Raw genomic sequence first — 21,086 nt, 5'->3', positions numbered from 1 at the left:
TAAGAAATTTTCATATATATACACTATAAAATCATTTTCATTTATATTACATATTTTGCTATAATTGTATCGAGGTGATCATGATGAATAACACGCTTCCGTTAATGGATATCAATAATAGTACATCTATGATTTATAAAGTATACAGCATTGAACATGATCCAAAAGTAGTGAAATTTGAAATTGCTTTTATTAATGACCATAGCAACTTACTATTTAAACATATATTATATGAAGAAGATCTGATTATACTCAGTCACCTTCAATTATTGAACACAGGTAAATATCATTTTGTAGAACCATCATTATACATTGATATCAAGAATATCCATGAAAAGACTATCGATATTACGATTCACTTAAAAGCTTTATTAGAAAATCATGATTCTGCTCACCGCGCTGATAATGCATACGATATGACTGTTGAGAAACATGGTTTCATTCAATTTATCGAATATTTACAGCACCACCTGGTACAATAAGACTATTTCAATTCTCCTAATATATGCCTCAATACACGTAAAATAAATTCTTATTTTACTCATATTGTATTAAAGTGACTATAAATACTAGACAATTGTGATGAATCATTATATAATAAATTCAAATATTATCGTACATATGCAAGAAATTAAGGCTCTTCACATCATTACAAAGAGTAATAATGTAAGACAACACTTTTTGTAATATGTGAAGTGTTTTCTTTGTAAAACATTAGATATTATTTAATAATTTATTGGAGGTCATTATATTATGGCACAAGGTACAGTTAAATGGTTTAACGCAGAAAAAGGTTTTGGATTCATCGAAGTTGAAGGTGGAGACGACGTATTCGCTCACTTCAGCGCTATTCAAGGTGAAGGTTACAAAACTTTAGAAGAAGGACAAGCAGTTGAATTCGATATCGAAGAAGGTCAACGTGGACCTCAAGCTGCTAACATCGTTAAATTATAATATTTAATGTTGAAAGATAAGCCCTCAAGGGGCTTATTTTTTTTTATCTATAATTTCATTTTTACAGCTATTATTGATCCAATTAGGCAATATAAAAATAAATATTTCACTCAATTTGACTGATACCTACGCACTTTTACGAGATATTAAGACCAAATCGCAAGAACACACGTTTGACTTATTAACCGATCCGTTATATACTTAAGTCAAATATATCGGACATATGCAACAAACAAAGCTTCTTCACATATTACAAAAAGTAATCGTGTTAAGTCGAGACTTTTTGTAATATGTGAATTTTTCTTTGTAGGAGAAACATTAGATATTATTTAATAATTTATTGGAGGTCATTATTATGACACAAGGTACAGTTAAATGGTTTAACGCAGAAAAAGGTTTTGGATTCATCGAAGTTGAAGGCGGAGACGACGTATTCGCTCACTTCAGCGCTATTCAAGGTGAAGGTTATAAATCTTTAGAAGAAGGTCAAGCAGTTGAATTCGATATCGAAGAAGGTCAACGTGGACCTCAAGCTGCTAACATCGTTAAATTATAATATTTAATGTGAAGAAATAAGCCCTCAAGGGGCTTATTTTTTTTGTGCTTTCTACTTATTATTTTCCAGAAATTCATTACTTAAAAATAAATCCAAAAAACTTTTTTGACCATTATATCCCTTACCTATCATGTTCTGAGCATGTATATATATTTCTCATGCATTGTTTGCATTGACAAAAGATCATATCTATTATATACTTAATTCAAATATATCGAACATATGCAAGAAACGTAAGGACTTCACATATTACAAAAAGTAATCGTGTTAAGGGTTTGCTTTTTGAAATATGTGAAGTTTTCTTATGTAAAACATTAGATATTATTTAATAAATATTTGGAGGTCATTATTATGACACAAGGTACAGTTAAATGGTTTAACGCAGAAAAAGGTTTCGGATTCATCGAAGTTGAAGGTGGAGACGACGTATTCGCTCACTTCAGTGCTATCGAAGGAGACGGTTACAAAACTTTAGAAGAAGGTCAAGCAGTTGAATTCAATATCGAAGAAGGTCAACGTGGACCTCAAGCTGCTAACATCGTTAAATTATAATATTTAATGTTGAAAAATAAGCCCTCAAGGGGCTTATTTTTTTTGCATAAAATTAAAACACACCCTATTGGATGTGTTAAAAATTAAAGAAATATATAGAATCATCTATGTCATTTACAGGAATAATGACTTTGTTATTATTGATTACAACACGATTGTCACTAATCATTTCCTTTGTAATTGGCTCCATCATATCTACAAATATTAATAAGCCACCATGATCACCATGATTAAAGATTTCATTATAAATTTTCTTTAGAAATTCAGCTCGTACTTTATGATTTATAATAACAAAATGATTATCCAATTCATATTTTATGTTAAATTGTTCGAGTATTGCTTCCATATTATCTAAACCACTTTCGAACATTATCCCAGTAACATTGAATGTTTCTATTATTTCTTCAAATTCTAATGCATCATATTCTAATGACCATTCTATCGTTTTATAGCCTCTAAGAGGTGTATCTACAAAATATAATGATGATTTAGCATCTTCCCTAAGCATGTCCCAGTAATAATTCTCAGTAAGCTTAAAATTATCTTCAACAATTTCAATTTCATTGAATTGAGGATGAATATACATATTCCCACTAAGAACATGCCAATAAATGAGTGGTTGATATTCTGAGTTATAAATAATAAGAAAGATACCTGGATAATTAATAGATTCAATGTATGATAATTTCTTAACTTCTATTTCATTAAATTTTCTAGATTTCATATCAATAATATCAAAAATTATTATTTCTTGCGGATATTTCCTAAAGATATTTACAATGGCATTCACAGCTTTTGCATTCATCACATGTTTTTTTATAAATGTCTTCTCTAATTCTTTTCTAATATTTAAATCAATTCTAGATTCATCTACTTCTGGTTTTGTTTTTTTCTTTTTAAATAATCCTAACATGTTAATACCACTTCTTCTTTTTAAAATACACCATACTTACAACTAATAATAACGCCATTACGATCAGTACTGTAAAGTATCCATACTTCCATTTCAGTTCCGGCATGTACTCAAAGTTCATCCCGTAAATTCCTGCAATCAATGTCAATGGCAGAAATACAGTTGATACGAGGGTTAGCATCTGCATTACACGGTTCATTTTATAGTTGTTATACGATTCATAGTTATTTCTTATTTCATCCGTGAGTTCCTGCGAATTTTTTATAATATTCTTCTGCTTAATCATATGGTCCTGAATATGGTGAATATAATAATGATCGTGTTCTGTTTCTATAATATGCTGATCACGTTCTAATTCATCCACCAGTTCACTCATCGGTACGATAATGCCTTTAATACGAATCAATTTTGCTCTTAAGTCAAAGATATCATCCATTATATAATGTTGCTTCTTATCTTTAGAATGTCTTTTTTCAAAACTAAGCACATTATCTTCTATCGATTCTACAGTTTCCGTATAGAAATCTACTATTTTATCAAGCAACATCATTGCTGCTACTTTTGGTGTCAAATTACTTGGTGCTTCTTCTTCTAATTCTTTCGCTAAAGCATCTATTTCATCTGTTGCTTCAATATCTTCATCATGATAGGTAATAAAAACATTATCTTTCAGGAGCACATTAATCGTTTCTGCTTCATATGTATCGCGTTCAAACTTCTGGAATACTAAATACTCATATGAATTATAATTTTTATATTTCGGTCTGGAATTACTGTGTATTACATCTTCTATCGTTAATCCATTAATGTCAAAATGTTGTTTAAAAAGTTCACTCTCTTCTTCATTCGCCCCTTCAAAGTCAAACCAAATGAAGGTTGCATCTTTTGGTAAATCATCTATTGTATTAACACGTTTTAGTTTATTATCGTCATGATACAAAATACTTAATGCCATACTCTCCCCCCTCACACATCATTATACTTTAATAGCATATAAAAAGACCAAAGCTATTTTAACTTTGGTCTGATTAATTTTTTATTTTAGTTTCCGTTAAACATCCAGTGTACACCGTATTTATCATCTAATGCACCCATCACACCGCCCCAGAATTGCTCTTCAATCGGCATATGCACTTTAGTCTCATTGTGCCCTGCTACTTTATTGAATAGTTCAGTCATTGCTGCAGTATCTTCAGCATTTGATTTGTCCCAGTTTAAAGATAATGTCATGCTATTATTGAAATCTCCAGCTTTACCAAATCTATCTGCTGCATATAATTTATGTCCCGCTACTTTAAATTCAGAATGCATTGTCATTTCTTCAGCTTGTTCCGGGTCTACACCAAATTGTCCTGCCTGCTCTTTTCCTACTGGTAATCTGTTAACGTCTGTTGCTCCAAATACTTCTTCATAATATGCTAGCGCTTCTTTTGCACTTTCAAACGCTAAGTAAGGAATTAATTCTGTCATGATAGACCTCCAAATGTATATTGTAATTCAAATTAAATATATCACAACTTAATTAATTTACATACTGATAACTTATTTTGCTGTTGATGCATCTTTAGTTGCTGTTGATGCTGCTACTTTATCGTCATAAACAGAGATTGTACCGCCATAATTTGCTACCCATACATCACCTGTCGTATTTTCATAAGTGATACCGATTGGATGAAATCCTGCTTCAACACGCGTGATTTCTTTCAACGTCTTCGTATCAAATTTCGATACTGTATTCTCATCATAATTAACGATATACACGGCTGTACTGTCTGGTGAAATTGCCATTGAACGTGGTTCTTTTCCTGTAGTAGCACGCGCAATAACTTTATCAGTTGCAACGTCATATTTTAACAGTTCATTGGCACCAGCCACCGTAATGTAGATTGTCTTCCCTTGATTATCAAGTACTAAATGACGTGGTCTTTGTCCGGTCTGCAGAATCATTTCACTTTTACCTGTTTCTAAATTTACTTTATAAATTTCATTCGAGAACATCGCTGTAACGTAAGCTGTTTTATTATCTGGCAGTGATACAATACCGCGTGGCATTGCATTTAATGGAATTTGTTCTGTTTGTTTAGCTGTCTTAGTATCTACTACTGATAATGATTTATCACACCAGTTAGATACTAATAGCTTTGAATTGTCTTGAGTAAGTGATACATATTTTGGTACACGTCCAACTTGAATGACCTGATCCCAGTCTTGCTTTTCAGCGTTATAACGATATACGACAGATTCTGCGATCGCTTTACCTGCTGAACACATATCTTCTGCTTCTGCACCATGATCAGTTAATTGATATTGTGAAACATAAGCAAATTTGCCATCTTTTGTCCAAACTGCTTCAACTGGTGCGCCACTTACCGGCTTATCAAAACCTTCGATACCGAACTTTTTAAAGTCTACTGTATCTGATAACTTTTTAATGAGTTTACGTGACTTTGCATCATAGACTGTAATTGTGTGCTGATACATCATATTGTTTGCGATAACCTGACCTTTGTTATTCGCGACAACTGATTTTGGCGTAATCGGTCCTTCACTTATCGTATCGATTAATTTCATCGTTGTTGTATTCGAAGCTGGTCTATCTTTATCAATTTGATCTGCAGTCACATCTTCTTCAGTTGATGCTTTTGATTCAGCCGTTACTTTTTCTGCTTTGTTTTCTTTAGTCGTTTGTTCTGTTTTGGTTGATTCCTCGGTTGTCTTCTTTTCTTCATTTGCACACCCAGCCACAAGTATCATTGCTGATAATAATAAATATTGAATCGTACGCATGATGTTCTCCTCTTCTTTTCCATTTTTTATTTAAATATAGCATAAATTAAGTATTGGTACATTGAAAAATTTAGTTTCAATTTATTAATATGTTATAGTGACAGTATGATAACAAAGAGGTGAATGATATGTGGAACAGTACACGATTGACGGATCAATTAAGCATTGCATATCCAATTATACAGGCGGGCATGGCAGGAAGCACAACACCTGAACTTGTTGCAGCTATCTGTAATGAGGGTGGTTTAGGAACAATTGGTGCTGGATATATGACCACTGATGTGTTAAGCGATGAAATTGAGACTGTACGCAAACTTACCGATAAACCTTTTGCTGTCAATTTGTTCGTGTCTGAAGATATTCAATATGACGATAGTGCCATTCAAATGATGCAGGAGAAACTTAAACCTTATTATGATAAATATGATTTAAAGACAGCGAATGTTAAAATGCACTCTGAACAAATTTTTCTTGATAAAATTCAGTTGTTAATGGATATGGATGTACCAGTTGTAAGCTTTACTTTTGGCATCCCGGCGCAACAGATTATTAATCTGCTAAAAAAGAAAGGTATTATAACAATCGGTACAGCAAGTTCAGTTGAAGAAGCAAGAATGATCGAACAAAGTGGATTAGATATGGTGGTTGCTCAAGGCTTTGAAGCAGGTGGACATAAAGGTGCGTTTACAAAAACACGTTCAATCGGCACAATGGCATTGATTCCTCAAATTGTAGATAGCGTGTCTATCCCTGTAATTGCAGCAGGTGGAATAATGGATGCACGTGGCATACTTGCGTCTCTTATGTTAGGAGCAAGCGGCGTGCAAATGGGGACTGCTTTCTTAACAACGCATGAAAGTAAAGCTCCGAATGTACATAAAGAAGCAATCACCCATGCACTACCTGAGGATACAACAGTGACTAAAGTATTCAGCGGAAAAAGTGCGCGTGGTATAGAAAATGATTTTATTAATGATTTGGAAACGAGTGGTATAAATATACTACCTTATCCGCTTCAAAATGATTTAACGACGAGCATTCGTCAAAGTGCAGCTAAGAACGGTGATACTGATCTTCTTCATATGTGGTGCGGTCAGGCACCTACACTTGCCAAGAAAGTCAATGCACAAGGTTTATTTAGAGAAATCGTGGCACATACCGATCAGTTAATACTGGATTTTAAAATGAATAATATATAAAATACTGCACAAAAAAAGCTCTCGTTCGAGAGCTTTTTAATATTGTTCTTTTTTCTTCTGATAAAGATAGATGGGTATTCCTAAAAGCGTTATGATAGTTCCAGTAATCGCCAGTCCAAATTGCGTAAATAGAGTATTAAGCATAACGAACAGTCCTGCCAGTAAAGCAATCATAGGAATGATTGGATACATCGGCACTTTATAAGGACGCACGAGTTCTTTTTCTTTCTTACGTAATACAAATACTGCATAAAATGCCATACAGTAAAATGCCCAGATTACAAATACAAGCATATTTGTGATTGAATCGAAAGCACCACGAGAAACCATAATAACCGCAATAACGACCTGAATCAAACCACTCATCCATGGCGCACCACTCTTTGTTAGTTTCGTGAATACATTTTTAAACGGTAATAAATTTTGTTTCGCCATCGCTTCAGGTACACGCATTCCTGTCATCGTATAACCATTCAATGCCCCATATACGGACACCATTATTCCGATTGTAATTAATTTTCCACCAGACTGACCAAACAAGATTCCTGCTGTATCAGTTGCTGCGTTTAAATTACCTTTAAGCTCATCAATCGGTGATGTAAATAAAAATGTTGCGTTTACTAATAAATAAATAACTGTAACTAGACCTAAACCTAATGTGATCGCTAATGGTAAATCTCTTTTCGGATTTTTCATTTCCCCGGCAATATTACCGACATGAATCCATCCATCATAAGCAAACATTGTCGCAAGCAATCCAGCGCCAAGTGCTACAAAGAAATTAATACCTGTATCACCTGTCGTAGGTATTAATGATACCTGAACATCTCCAGTCTGCATTAAACCAAACACGACGATAGCGATGATTGGAATAAGCTTTACGACTAAAGTGACTGATTGCAATATCCCACCTGCCTTCGAGCCCAGACAGTTAATCAATAATATTGAAACCATCGCGATAACTGCTACCGGAAATAGCCATCCCTTTCCAATATGAAATAAATTATCAATTTGCTGTGAAAATACAATCGATTGTGCTGCAATCATCGCCGGAAAATAAATGAAACTTTGTGCCCATCCTGCTAAAAATCCAAAAAACTTACCATATGTATATTCAATATATGTCGTCAGTCCACCATTTCTCGGAATTGCTGCTGCAAGCTCCGCTACTGTCAGTCCGGCACATATCGTGATCAAACCGCCTAATAGCCATACAAACAACGTCATACCTGGTGTTCCTGTTACTTCTGTTATGTTAGATATTTTAAAGAATACACCTGAACCAATAACCGTCCCCATTACAAGTGCTAAAGCTGAAAAAAATCCTATACCTTTGTTCATTCCCTTTTCCATAATTACCTCCTTTTAATCCTCAACCATAATATCATAAAATAGTCATTCTCGTATGGTGTTTTACTAAATTAATTTTCAATATCTTTTTTTGAAACAAAAAAAGATTGAGACAAATTTCGTCTCAATCCTGGGTATTATTATTTACGTTTCTTTAAATGTTGTTCAATATAGAATGCCGACTCTTCTATCGACTTATACTCTGTATTGATAACAGTAGCATTTAATCGATTGAATACTTCTTCAGCATAGCTCAATTCTTCTTTAATACGTTTCAAATCATTATATTGACCTGGTCCTGAAAGTCCTAAAACTTTAATACGTTCTGTACGTATATTCATAATATAGTTTGGACTTGCAGTCAGTCCAAACACCTTTAAGTTCTTTTGCTGATATACTTCTTCCGGAATCGGTGATTCAGGCACTAATGGGATATTCGCAACTTTATATCCTTTATTTGCCAGATACATACTTAACGGTGTCTTAGAAGTTCTAGAAACACCAACAATAACTGCGTCTGCTTCAGCTAAATTATGAAAGTTTTTACCGTCGTCATATTTCACTGAGTACTCTATCGCTTCAATACGTTTAAAGTATTCTTCATCCATCTTTCTAAGTGCACCACTTTCACCGACCGGTTCCATATCAGTATGATTTTGTATGACTCTGATCAAGCCTGTCATATAATCGATATATGAAAGTCCTGTCTCTTTGGCAAATGCTTGTCCCAGACGATTAAATTCAGGGTTTACAAGCGTTGTAACTACGACTGCTTCTTTTTGTTTTGCCAGTTCTAAAATGTTCTTAAACTCTTCCTCATCTTTGATGAATGAAAATTTCTTAACACTTACAGAAGTTAGTTTCGGAAATTGAGATAACGTTGCATGAAGCATTCTATCAGCGGTTTCACCGATTGAATCTGAAATGATATAGATTAATAAATCTTTTGTTTCATATTTACTCAAAATGTACCTCCTACTATTTTTTCACCTGGCTTTGCGCAGTCGCTAAAATAGCACCTGGTACACGGAATGGTGAACATGAGACATAATCAATTGTTAAATCATTAAAGAAATGAATTGATTTAGGATCTCCACCTAACTCACCGCAAACACCGATCTTAATGGCTGGGTTTGCTGATTTTGCGCTTTCAACTGCAATCTTAATAAGTTGTCCCATACCTTCAACATCTAATGTTTGGAACGGATCGATATTAAGAATTTCACGGTTAATGTATTCGTTGATGAATTTACCGGCATCATCACGAGAGAAACCATATGTTAGTTGAGCTAAATCGTTTGTACCAAAACTAAAGAATTCAGAGTGCTGAGCAAGTTCTCCTGCAACTAGACATGCACGTGGTGTTTCAATCATTGTACCAATTAGGTAGTCAACTTGTACACCTTTTGCATCCATGATTTCCTGTGCTTTTTTCTTAACAACATCTTTTAAGATGACAAATTCTTGTGTAGTTGAAACTAAAGGAATCATAATTTCAGGCTTTGTTTCAATACCTTTTTCTTTTAAGTTCAATACAGCTGTAATAATTGCTTCAGTCTGCATTTCATATAACTCAGGATAAGTAATCGCTAAGCGACAGCCTCGATGACCAAGCATCGGGTTAAATTCATGTAATTCACTGATACGCTTTTCTAAGAAATCTGTCGTAACGCCTAACTGGTCGGCCACTGCTTTAACTTCTTCTCCACCTTTCGGTAAGAATTCATGTAATGGCGGATCTAATAAACGTACGATTGACGGACGGTCCTGAGATAAATTAAAGATACCTTCGAAATCTTCTGTTTGGTAAACTTTGATTTTATTTAATGCTTCTACACGCTCTTCGTAAGTAGATGCTAAGATAAAACGTCTCATTTCAATTAAACGTTCTTCACCAAAGAACATATGCTCAGTTCTTACTAAACCGATACCTTTTGCGTTAAATGAATAACCCGCTTTAATATCACCTTCAGTTTCAGCATTCATTCTTACAGATAAACGCGCGATTTCTTCTGCCCAGCCCATAAATTCTTCAAAGACATCACTTGCTTCAGCTTTCGTCGTTTCTATTTCACCAATATATACTGCACCTGTTGAACCATTAACTGAGATAATATCACCTTCAGATAACGTTTTACCGGCATATTTAACGTATTTTTCTTTCGTATTGATTTCAAGATCAGAACATCCCGTTACACAACATTTACCCATACCACGTGCTACTACCGCAGCATGACTTGTCATACCACCATGTGTCGTTACAATCGCTTCAGCAGCGATCATACCTTCAATATCCTCTGGAGAAGTTTCAGGACGAACTAATATAACCTTTTCACCAGCTTCAGCTTTCGCTTTTGCATCTAATGCTGAGAATACGACAACACCTGTTGCAGCACCTGGAGAAGCTGGTAAACCTTTGTCTGATACTAGTTCAGCAGATTTTAATGCTTCTTCATTAAAGTTAGGATGCAACAATTGATCAATTGATTTAACATCTACCATTGCTACTGCATCTTCTTTCGAAATGACACCTTCACGTACCATATCTACAGCAATGTTGATAGCAGCTTTTGCAGTTCGTTTACCATTACGTGTTTGTAAGATAAATAATTTTTCATTTTCAATGGTAAACTCGATATCCTGCATATCTTTGTAATGACTTTCTAATTTCTTTGTTACATTTACGAATTCCTCGTAAGCATGTGGCATTTGCTCGTTTAATGTTTCGATTGCTTTAGGTGTACGAATACCTGCTACAACGTCTTCACCTTGCGCATTTAGTAAGTACTCACCATATAATTTATGTTCACCTGTCGCTGGGTTACGTGTGAACGCAACACCTGTACCAGAACGATCACCACTGTTACCAAACACCATTTCCTGAACATTTACAGCAGTTCCGATATCATGAGGAATTTCGTTTAAGTCACGATAAATACGTGCACGATCATTGTTCCATGATTTAAATACTGCTTCTATCGCTTCAGTTAATTGTTTCTTAGGATCTTGAGGGAATGGTTTATGCGCTTCTTCGATATAAATTTCTTTATATTGTTCAACAATCTCTTTCAAATCTTCTGCAGGCACATCAGCATCAGTTACATGTCCTTTTTCTTTTTTGAACGCTTCAAAGTACTCCTCAAATGCTGGCATTGGAATGTTGTATACGACGCTACCAAACATTTGTAACAAACGACGATAACAATCATATGCAAAACGTGCATCTTCTGTTTTTGCAGCTAATTTTTCAACATTTTCATCATTTAATCCTAAATTTAAAATCGTATCCATCATACCTGGCATAGAGATTTTCGCACCACTACGTACTGATACTAATAGTAAATTTTCATCTGAAGAGAAAGCTTTATTTGTTTTATCTTCTAGTTCTTTTAACTTCTCATCTAATTGTGTAAGTACTTCGTCTGATAATTGTTCACCACGATCTAAATATTCGATACAAGCTTCAGTCGTGATTGTAAATCCGTTAGGAACAGGTAAACCTAGGCGCATCATCTCAGAAAGATTCGCACCTTTACCACCTAACAAGTCTTTCATATTTTGACTTCCTTCTTCAAATGCATATACAAATTTACTCAAATTTAGTCACCTCATCATTTTTGTGTTATACCAATTAACCTATTAGGTTATACTATTATGATAATTAGTATGTCACATTAAAACTTTTATGACAATCATAAAAAGATAATTTAATTAATTTTTTTTAGAGATATCTGTTTAAATATGAAGGTATTGTGAACTTGTCAGAAAAAAAGTTGAAAAAGTTTTACCATTCAGTAGCAGAAATGAGAACGCTTTATTATAATCGAAGTAACTTAAAGTTTATCTTTAAGAAAACTTTTTTAAGGGGAGATTCATATGTATCAACTAGAGTTTATTGATGGTAAAAAACATCACATCGTAGGAATGTTCGACACAGTTGAAGAGATTAAAGAATGGTTAGCAGTTGTACCATTCATTACAGCGTATGAATCTGAGAAAGAATATACGATGGAATATAAGAATATTCCGGATTATGCAGAAATCGAATGGCGTGGAAGTGTTTATCCATTAACGCGTCACTCATTCTCTGGTAATCACACTATCGTTATTGACTGGTCATACGTTGCAACAATTAAAGACCATGAAGGTATTGTTCCAGGCTACACTTTAATCGAAGGTTACATGTACGAAAATAGTGATGTTGAAGAATACATCGCTGTACGTAACAAGATGAAAGATGAATTGAAAGATTACTACACATTGCACGGTAAGACAGTATTCGTTGATGGATTAGGCACTGAACAAGGTGAATACATCACGACTGAAGGTGGGCCGATTATTCATATCGATCCAATGAACGTGGATGCGTGGGAAAAAGCTGAAAGTATTGAAGCATTTGTGAAGACGTTTGAGTAGAAATTTAAGATAGTTAAAATGGCCCGATTCTTTAGTGGAATCGGGCATTTCGCTTTGTTTGGCACGGTTCTTACTTGGAATCGGGCGTTTCGTTTGATTTGGCTCGGTTCTTCTTTGGAATCGGGCCATTTCGCTTTGTTTGGCACGGTTCTTCTTTGGAATCGGGCCATTTCGCTTGATTTGGCACGGTTCTTACTTGGAATCGGGCCATTTCGCTTGATTTGGCTCGGTTCTTCTTTGGAATCGAGCCGTTTTGCTTGATTTGGCACGGTTCTTCATCAGAATCGCCCCAATTTTTATTTCTCATTAACAATTTTATAATATGTTCTCGATGTAATCAGATACATAATACCGTAGACAACCATTATTACAAGCATAACAATACCATAGCTTGAAAAGAACATCACTTTATCTCGAATACCTAATACACCAAGTAAATTAAATATAATTTTTGTGGCAAACAATGTATGAATTATCGTAATAATAATCGGTAAACCGAATATCCAGATAATCTGTTTGTTAATCGTCTTCTTAATTAAATCTTGTGGTAACCCTACTTTTTGCATAATGTCGTAGTTACGTTTGTCTTCATATCCTTCAGATAGTTGTTTGTAGTATAGTACTAAGAACACACCAGTAAGTAACGTTATTGATACGACTATTCCTATGAATATCAATCCACCGTTCAACTCGTAAATTGTTTTTTGAACATCGTCTTTATCATCAATGCGTATGTCATATTTCTTCTGTAGTTTTGGAATAGCTTTCTTAAATGCCTCCCCATGCGCATTTACATTAAAGGCTAACGTGTCACCTGCTTCAGGTGCTTCCAGTTTATTCGTTTCGTTATTCAGTGATTTGAAATAATTACGATATTTTTCAAATTGTGTTTTATCTTTAACGATAATATACATCGCATCAATTGCAATTTGATTGCCGATATAGTTTTCACGCGCTCTCTGTACTTTTACTTCCTGACTCATTATCTTTAATGTCTTATCATGACTGTATCGATCCGCATTTGTACTTACAATGATTTCACCATCATTAACTTTTACCGCTGCATCTCGCGCAATATTGTGATCTTTTTCAGTTGTAAGCACAATATAAGTCATATCTTTCCCTTGTAGTTTCGGACCAATCTTATCGTTTAAAGGTATTAACTCATCGCCTTCCTTAATAATTGGAAAGAATGCTAATGTACTATATCTAAACTTATCAACGTCAGCAATTTTACTGATGTCTTCCTGGATGTTTTTAACTTGTTTTTTCTGATCCCCATATAAATTTATTTCGTATTGATGGGTCATGCTACCTTTAACTTGTGCTTCAATGCCACGATATGCAGATAGCGACATCCCTAAAGTCACCATTAAGAAAGTCATGAGCATCGTAATACTAGCGAGTCCTACTGCATTTGCTTTCATACGAGATAGTAAACCAGAAATCGAGAAGAATTGGTTCGGTTTATAATAGATATTCTTATTACGTTTCAATAACTGTAATACAATAATCGTAAGTGACATGAATAAGAAGTACGTCCCTATCATTACTAACAGCACTGCGGTAAAGATATTCTGAAGAGAGTCTAATACACCTGTTGCAGTAAGCGCGATATAGTATCCATATCCTAAAGTGATTGCACCAATAATGAATAACACTGCTAATAACCACTTCGGTGTCTTCTTTTCTCCTGCTAGTTGTGAACGCATCAATTGGATTGGGCTTTGCAGAGTTAAAGAGATGTTATTAAAGATAAATAATATCACCATAACACCTGCCAGAATTGCGATTGTTAAAAGTGCCGACTTCACATCAAACGGATAATCCATCAGTGACATTCCTTTTGATTTCACTAACTTATTCATTAATAAAAATACGAGATTACCGAATAAATAACCACCACATACACTCAATATAGAGATAACAATAAACTGTATGAAAGATTCTAATAACAGAATAAATCGAATATGTTTCTTTTCTAAACCAAGCACCATATTTAACGCAAATTCCTGTTTACGCTGTTTCATTACGAAGCGATTCGCATAAATAATAAACACGACGGTTAGGATACCCACTAACACATTTGAATATACCAATAATTGCGGTAAATTCGCATGTCGTTTCTGAATATATTCATTAGCGATCATCGAAAGCATAATATACTGAAGACCGAGCATCACACTTGTTGCTAAAATAAACGGAATAAATATTTGTCTGAGTGACTTAAAGTTCTTAATCACGAGTTTTGAAAGTAATTGTAACATCCTACTCACCTCTTTCTGATAGCATTGATAGACTGTCAGAAATGCGTTTCTGGAATTCGTTTTGCGATTCATCTCCTCGGTATATTTCATGATATAAAATACCGTCTTTAATAAATACAACACGACTCGCATACGCTGCATCAATTGTAGAATGTGTTACCATAAGAATTGTTTGATTGTCTTTATTAATATCCTGGAATAGGTTCATGATATCCGTTGAAGTTTTAGAATCTAATGCGCCTGTTGGTTCATCAGCCAGCAATAAACTAGGATTTGAAATTAAAGCTCTGGCAATTGCTACACGTTGTTGCTGACCACCAGAGATTTGATTCGGAAACTTTTCCAGATGCTCTGAAATACCAAGCTTTGGTGCAAGGCGTGATAATCTTTCTTCCATGACGTTAGGTTTCATATTAGAAAGTACTAATGGCATTAATATATTATCTTTATTACTCATCGTATGTAATACATTGAAATCCTGGAACACGAATCCTAACGTATCACGACGAAACTTTGCAACCTCTTTATTCTTCAGCATACTTAAATCTTGTCCACCAATCGTTACAGATCCTTCAGTTGGTGTATCAAATGTTGCGATGATATTTAACAATGTAGATTTCCCTGACCCTGACTCACCCATTATTGCAACGAATTCACCTTCATTAATTGAGAAATTCATATCTTTTAAAGCAACTGTTTGATTTGCACCTCTACCGAATACTTTTTTTACGTTTTTTATATCAAGTAACATTTCACTCACTCCTTGTTTGTTATTACCTTTATCTTACGCGCTATAAGAAACGGCTGCCTTTATCTATTCTTACAAAGACAGCCGCTAATCTTACAAAAATGAAAGATTGGAGTTATTTAAATTGTATCGTGAATGTCGAACCTTCGTTTATAGTAGAAGTTACACCTACCTTATGACCTAATCGCTTACATATTGTCCTTACGATATACAAACCGATACCGCTTGATTTCTCACTCAACCTACCGTTGTATCCAGAGAAACCTTTATCAAATATTTTCGGTAAATCACTCGCATTAATACCGATACCGTTGTCTCGGATGGATAATGTTTTTGTCGTATCATCAAACGTAATCCATACATCTTTTCCACGCGCATATTTTAAAGCATTGTTTAAAATTTGCTCTATCATGATTGAAACCCACTTTGCGTCAGTTAATACCATAACGTCACTCTTGTCGTAATGCAACTTTGTTTGATAATGAATAAACTGAATGGCATAACGTTTGATAAGCGGACGAACAAGTTCATCGATACTAACTTCCATAAATACCATGTCCGTCTTCTGGTTCATTAGTTTCAAATAGTTGAGTGCAAGATTGGTATAGTTATCAATTTGCAGCACTTCATTACGAACTTGAGATATCACTTGTTCATCCGGATCTTCAAGTAATAGTTTCGAAGCCGTAATCGGTGTCTTTATTTGATGCACCCACATTAAGAAATATGACTCCACTTCACTTTGATAGTTGATAAAATCATTGCGCAGCCTATGATTTTCCTGCTTTAAAAGTTCATTTTCTTCAAATAGCGTTCGCTCTTTTTTAAAGTTCATATATTGAATTATCCAATATAGCAATGAAATAAATAATACGATACATACACTTAAAAGATACGCCTGAAATGGTACATTATACATCAGTAAAATAAAGAAAAATAATGCACAGATTAATATAATAATATAAATTTCTCGTTGAATCGTTTTAAAGAAACTCATACTTCACCTACGCAATATCCGACATTTTTCTTCGTTTCAATAAAATCCGTAAGACCAATTTTTTGAAGCTTTTTGCGTAATCGAGTCATGTTCACTGCAAGTGTATTATCATCAATAAAATGCTCTGACTCCCAACACTTTTCGATTAATGCATTACGGCTGACAAACTTCCCTTTATTTTGGAATAAAACATGTATGATTTGAAGTTCTGTGTGTGTGAGGTCAATAGATTCATCATTATATTTGAGTTTTGCTGCTTCCAGTAGAAGTTCACAACCACTTACTGTCAAATTATTTACTTGAGTAGTAAAATCATACGTTCTTCGTAATAGCGCCTGAATCTTAGTAATTGTGACTGTCATATTAAATGGCTTTTCAATAAAATCATCCGCGCCCATTTGCATTGCCATGATCTAATCCATACTATCGGTTCGTGAACTGATAAAAATAATTGGCACAGTAGAAACCTTACGAATCTCCTGGCACCAATGATAACCATTGAATGCAGGTAAATTAATATCGAGTAGCACAAGTTCTGGTGCATTTGCGTTGAAAGCATCCATCACGTGATTAAAATCTTCTATTAAGATCGGTTCTAGCTGCCATTTCTTGAGTTCTTCAGCGAGCATCTTACCGATGACCAAATCATCTTCTACAATTAATACTTTCATCTTCACACCACCACCGTCTTTTTTATTATTATGACATAAATGTGGTGTTTAGGTTGAGGATTTAGGATGATGACGTATTATTTTGGGCCGGTTCCTTGTTTGAATCGCCCCAAACTACATAAACAAAAAAACACCTCATCAGAGGTGTTACGCACTTACTTATATGATCCTACAACTTTTAAATCTTTCAATAATTCGCCGCCATGTGGTGATGATTTAAATCCATCTGTTAAATCTTTACCCGCTTCAAGACCGTTATGCTTTCCGCCTTTCCACATTTCAACGTCACTGACATCATATACAACACCATCAACAGCGACAAAAGATTTATGTCCGTCTTTACCGTCAAATACTTTCAACTTTTCTGCATCATAAACGTTGTCTTTCATTATCTTCTCTTCAGCCGGCGTAAAGTCACGTTTCAACTTATCTTCTCCGCCACCTTGATTCATAAATAAAGCAAATCCCATAAATACTGCAACTAAGATTGCACCTGTGATTAACATTAATTTTTTCATCATCATCCTCCACATAAAAAATCTCTATACTTAAAGCATATTGCAATTCCTACCTGCAAACAACTTTAAATATAGAGATATATGACTATTCTGTGATTTCAACTTCAACACCAAAGTGGTCACTAACAATCGGTGCATTCACACCATCAAATACTGTCTTACTCGATTGCACTTTAAATTCATTGCTCGCAAAAATGAAATCAATGCGTAACTTTCCGCCATTGTTCTCCCATCCTGCGATATTCTTCTCAATTGTATGATGGCCGTATTTAACTTCAGCTTTTGTATACGTATCTAGTAAATCACTGTTGTCTAATACGAAGTCATAGCCTTCTGTACCTTCTGGATTATTAAAGTCACCCATAACAATCAATGGTTGATTATATTGTTCTAATATACGCTTTGTATTCATCCATTCATAACTAAATCCATCCTGATTATTTACCCACCAAGAGAAATGACAACTTGCCACAACAATTGATTTCCCGTTCACTTGAGTTTCACCAAATAATATTTTTCTTGAACGATAGTTATCAGGAGATCGATCTATTGAAACAAATTCTGAATATGGTTTGATTGGTTGTTTTGATAGTATCGCACTGCCTTCTTCATATTTATCATAACCGATATGACTCATCGCGTAGCTAAAGTAATAGACATACCCTTGTGCTTTAAGTTTCTGCACAATGATGTACGCAAAGTTATCATCCTTTATATGAATATCATCATTCCCAGAGCAATAATATTTATCATTAACAATGCTTGCATTCTCAATCAACTGATTCACTTCTTGTAACGCGATGATGTCATAATCACCTTTAATAATTTGTGCTACAATTTGATCAATCTTAGCTTCTTGATGTTCTTCTAACCAACTATGCGTATTTAGTGTTAGCAACTTCATCTTATTCTCTCCTTTAATCAAAATAAAAAGGCAGCCGAAGCTACCCCTTTATTATATTTCAATGTGACCGATGTTTTCAGCTTTTGCTACTTGACCTGATTTATCCAATGTTAAAGACTCAACGCGTTCACTGTTCGTAATGACTACAATAATTGTCGTATCTTTGCCTTCAGCTTGAACTGTTTCGATATCCATAATAGCTAACGTATCCCCTACTTTAACTTTTTGTCCATCATTTACGACTACACGTGATGCTGGCTTCTGCATACTTACAGTTTCAATACCCATGTGTACAAGTACTTCAATTCCATCTGTTGTTTTAATACCAATTGCGTGTTTTGTTGGGAAGATGCTTACGATTTCACCATCAACTGGTGCTACAACTGTTTCGTCAGCTGGTTTCACTGCAAATCCTTCACCCATCATTTTTTGTGAGAATACTGGATCATTGACTTGATCAATACTAATAATTTCACCATCTGCTACTGAATATAAGTTTTTCGTAGTACCAGTAAATCCTTTAGTATCTGTGTTATCTAATACAGTTGGTTCTACAACAGTTTGCTTTGGCGTTGGAATATCAGCACCAGATTGTAATAAATCTTCGATATCTGATTTTAATACATCCGCTTTTGGACCATAAACTGCTTGAACGCCATTATCCTTAACGATTAATCCCATCGCACCAGCTTTCTTCCATGCTGCTTCGTTGCCTACTAAACCTTTGTCGTTAACACTTACACGTAAACGTGTCATACATGCATCAACATCTTTAATATTTGCTTTACCACCTAGTAAATGAATAATTTGTACAACTTGATCATCTGCATGAACATTTGATATTCCTGATCCTTCTGCCATGTCTGCTTCATAATTTCCGTTACGTCCAGGTGTTGCGAAGTTGAACTTCTTAATTAAGAAGTTTGCTAAGAAGTAAGTTACTACTGCAAATCCGATTGTCGTTAATACAAAGTTGATTAAATCTCCACCTAATCCTGCTTTAATCGCAAGTGGTGTTCTCGTTAATAATTCAATCGTACCGAATGAATGTACACGTAAATTTATAATATCTGCCATCGCAAATGCTGCACCTTGAATGAATGCATAAACAACATATAAAGGTACTGCTACAAACATGAACATGAATTCTAATGGCTCAGTAACTCCTGTTAAGAATACTGCTAATGCTGCTGAGAAATACATTGATTTGTATTTCGGTAATTTATCTTTATCAACGTTACGGTACATTGCAAGTGCAAGACCCATTAAAATACCTGTTGAACCAATCATTTGTCCTACTTTAAAACGTGCTGGTGTAAAGTCGTTTAATACTTGATTATACTGGCTTGTATCTCCAGCATGACTTAAGTTCACTAAATCAGTCGCCCAAGCTAACCAAAGTGGATCTTGTCCAAATACTTTTGTACCTGCTTGTGCACCTGATAATATTTCGTAAGTTCCACCTAGTTGTGTATAGTTAATCGGAATCGTTAACATATGATGTAAACCGAATGGCAATAATAAACGCTCTAAGAATCCAAATAAGAATGGCGCTAAGATTGGCGCTGTATCTTTACTTGTAGCAATCCATAAACCAAAGTTGTTAATACCTGCTTGAATATACGGCCATACGATTGCAAGAATTAACGCAACGATTGTTGACCAAAGAATAACAACGAACGGTACGAAACGTTTACCATTAAAGAATGATAGTGCGTCTGGTAACTTTCTATAGTTATAATATTTATTATACGCATTTGCACCAACGAAACCTGCGATGATACCAACGAATACCCCCATGTTTAATGCCGGTGCTTCTAATACACTCGTAAAGAACCCTTTAACCATAATCTTTGTGCCGAATAATGTATGTGTGAATGCTTTATCATCTGCAAGCATCGCACTGTTAACACCAAATACTGCCCCTGTAATACGGTTAATCAATACGAATGCGATACCTGCTGCAAATGCACCGCCAGCTCTTTCTTTCGCCCAACTTCCCCCAATAGCTAACGCAAAGAGAAGATGTAAGTTTCCGATAATCGCCCAACCAATACTTTCAATGACACCACCAATTGTGATTAACATTTGCATGTCTGGGCTAATTAATGGGATTGATTTTCCAATACTAATCATAAGACCTGCTGCTGGCATTACTGCTACAACAACCATCAGTGCTTTACCGAACTTTTGCCAAAATTCAAAGCTTAATAACTGTTTCATAATTTTTTCTCCTTTTTATGCAATCGGTTGC

At 34.8% G+C, this 21,086-nt stretch carries 19 protein-coding genes and 1 pseudogene; 6 read left to right on the top strand and 14 right to left on the bottom strand.

What is annotated here, in order from left to right:
• Positions 1-80 precede the first annotated feature (80 nt).
• The 4 genes from BFS35_RS07610 to BFS35_RS07595 all read left to right on the top strand — a co-directional run bounded on the left by BFS35_RS07610 (position 81) and on the right by BFS35_RS07595 (position 2,062).
• Entirely contained in the window at positions 81-482 is a 402-nt protein-coding gene (locus BFS35_RS07610) for a hypothetical protein (protein WP_158554278.1), read from the top strand.
• A gap of 271 nt (positions 483-753) precedes the next feature.
• A complete protein-coding gene (locus BFS35_RS07605) occupies positions 754-954 on the top strand; it encodes a cold-shock protein (protein ID WP_096077387.1) in 201 nt (66 codons plus the stop codon).
• Positions 955-1,309: 355 nt separating this feature from the next.
• Positions 1,310-1,510: a cold-shock protein gene (locus BFS35_RS07600; protein WP_099578802.1), complete on the top strand. Its 201-nt coding sequence runs from the start codon at positions 1,310-1,312 to the stop codon at positions 1,508-1,510.
• A 351-nt stretch (positions 1,511-1,861) separates the two neighbouring features.
• A complete protein-coding gene (locus BFS35_RS07595; RefSeq protein ID WP_086041794.1) occupies positions 1,862-2,062 on the top strand; it encodes a cold-shock protein in 201 nt (66 codons plus the stop codon).
• Between the two features lie 76 nt (positions 2,063-2,138).
• Here BFS35_RS07595 and BFS35_RS07590 read toward each other — a convergent pair whose 3' ends face one another.
• From BFS35_RS07590 to BFS35_RS07575, 4 genes are all read right to left on the bottom strand, one after another.
• Positions 2,139-2,975 (bottom strand): hypothetical protein, encoded by an 837-nt coding sequence (locus BFS35_RS07590; RefSeq protein ID WP_099578804.1) that lies wholly within the window; start codon positions 2,973-2,975, stop codon positions 2,139-2,141.
• A 1-nt stretch (position 2,976) separates the two neighbouring features.
• Positions 2,977-3,930: a magnesium/cobalt transporter CorA gene (corA, locus tag BFS35_RS07585; protein ID WP_099578806.1), complete on the bottom strand. Its 954-nt coding sequence runs from the start codon at positions 3,928-3,930 to the stop codon at positions 2,977-2,979.
• A gap of 86 nt (positions 3,931-4,016) precedes the next feature.
• A complete protein-coding gene (locus tag BFS35_RS07580) occupies positions 4,017-4,445 on the bottom strand; it encodes a VOC family protein (RefSeq protein WP_099578808.1) in 429 nt (142 codons plus the stop codon).
• A gap of 72 nt (positions 4,446-4,517) precedes the next feature.
• Complete coding sequence (locus tag BFS35_RS07575; protein WP_099578811.1) at positions 4,518-5,762, bottom strand: YncE family protein; 1,245 nt, start codon at positions 5,760-5,762, stop codon at positions 4,518-4,520.
• Positions 5,763-5,890: 128 nt separating this feature from the next.
• On the opposite strand from BFS35_RS07575, the gene BFS35_RS07570 reads away from it, so the two are divergent.
• Positions 5,891-6,961: an NAD(P)H-dependent flavin oxidoreductase gene (locus tag BFS35_RS07570; RefSeq protein WP_099578813.1), complete on the top strand. Its 1,071-nt coding sequence runs from the start codon at positions 5,891-5,893 to the stop codon at positions 6,959-6,961.
• 36 nt (positions 6,962-6,997) lie between these two features.
• Here the strand turns inward: BFS35_RS07570 and BFS35_RS07565 are convergent, their stop codons facing one another.
• The 3 genes from BFS35_RS07565 to ppdK form a co-directional block, all read right to left on the bottom strand.
• On the bottom strand, positions 6,998-8,314 hold the full coding sequence (locus BFS35_RS07565) for an APC family permease (RefSeq protein ID WP_099578815.1): 1,317 nt from the start codon (positions 8,312-8,314) through the stop codon (positions 6,998-7,000).
• A 137-nt stretch (positions 8,315-8,451) separates the two neighbouring features.
• A complete protein-coding gene (locus BFS35_RS07560; RefSeq protein WP_099578817.1) occupies positions 8,452-9,276 on the bottom strand; it encodes a pyruvate, water dikinase regulatory protein in 825 nt (274 codons plus the stop codon).
• 13 nt (positions 9,277-9,289) lie between these two features.
• On the bottom strand, positions 9,290-11,908 hold the full coding sequence (gene ppdK / locus BFS35_RS07555) for a pyruvate, phosphate dikinase (RefSeq protein ID WP_099578819.1): 2,619 nt from the start codon (positions 11,906-11,908) through the stop codon (positions 9,290-9,292).
• A 279-nt stretch (positions 11,909-12,187) separates the two neighbouring features.
• Here ppdK and BFS35_RS07550 point away from each other — a divergent pair, with 279 nt between their 5' ends.
• The gene (locus BFS35_RS07550; protein WP_099578821.1) at positions 12,188-12,727 is read left to right on the top strand and encodes a hypothetical protein; all 540 of its coding nucleotides are present in this window, start codon (positions 12,188-12,190) and stop codon (positions 12,725-12,727) included.
• Positions 12,728-13,023: 296 nt separating this feature from the next.
• Here BFS35_RS07550 and BFS35_RS07540 read toward each other — a convergent pair whose 3' ends face one another.
• The 7 genes and pseudogenes from BFS35_RS07540 to BFS35_RS07510 form a co-directional block, all read right to left on the bottom strand.
• Positions 13,024-14,994: an FtsX-like permease family protein gene (locus BFS35_RS07540; RefSeq protein WP_099578823.1), complete on the bottom strand. Its 1,971-nt coding sequence runs from the start codon at positions 14,992-14,994 to the stop codon at positions 13,024-13,026.
• Position 14,995: 1 nt separating this feature from the next.
• Positions 14,996-15,745 (bottom strand): ABC transporter ATP-binding protein, encoded by a 750-nt coding sequence (locus BFS35_RS07535; protein WP_099578825.1) that lies wholly within the window; start codon positions 15,743-15,745, stop codon positions 14,996-14,998.
• A gap of 112 nt (positions 15,746-15,857) precedes the next feature.
• Positions 15,858-16,739 (bottom strand): sensor histidine kinase, encoded by an 882-nt coding sequence (locus tag BFS35_RS07530; protein WP_099578827.1) that lies wholly within the window; start codon positions 16,737-16,739, stop codon positions 15,858-15,860.
• Positions 16,736-17,410 (bottom strand): annotated as a pseudogene (locus BFS35_RS07525) (winged helix-turn-helix domain-containing protein). Before BFS35_RS07525 ends, BFS35_RS07530 begins: the two are co-directional and overlap by 4 nt.
• Before the next feature lie 155 nt (positions 17,411-17,565).
• Positions 17,566-17,928 (bottom strand): cytochrome b5 domain-containing protein, encoded by a 363-nt coding sequence (locus BFS35_RS13995; protein WP_240628408.1) that lies wholly within the window; start codon positions 17,926-17,928, stop codon positions 17,566-17,568.
• An 85-nt stretch (positions 17,929-18,013) separates the two neighbouring features.
• A complete protein-coding gene (locus BFS35_RS07515; RefSeq protein WP_099578829.1) occupies positions 18,014-18,832 on the bottom strand; it encodes an endonuclease/exonuclease/phosphatase family protein in 819 nt (272 codons plus the stop codon).
• Between the two features lie 51 nt (positions 18,833-18,883).
• Positions 18,884-21,055: a PTS transporter subunit IIBC gene (locus BFS35_RS07510; RefSeq protein ID WP_099578831.1), complete on the bottom strand. Its 2,172-nt coding sequence runs from the start codon at positions 21,053-21,055 to the stop codon at positions 18,884-18,886.
• Positions 21,056-21,086 lie beyond the last annotated feature (31 nt).

The organism is Macrococcoides goetzii (assembly GCF_002742385.2).
GTDB classification, from domain to species: domain Bacteria; phylum Bacillota; class Bacilli; order Staphylococcales; family Staphylococcaceae; genus Macrococcoides; species Macrococcoides goetzii.
The sequence above is the reverse complement of the archived record's forward strand: the minus strand, read 5'-3'. Positions and strand labels throughout refer to the sequence as shown.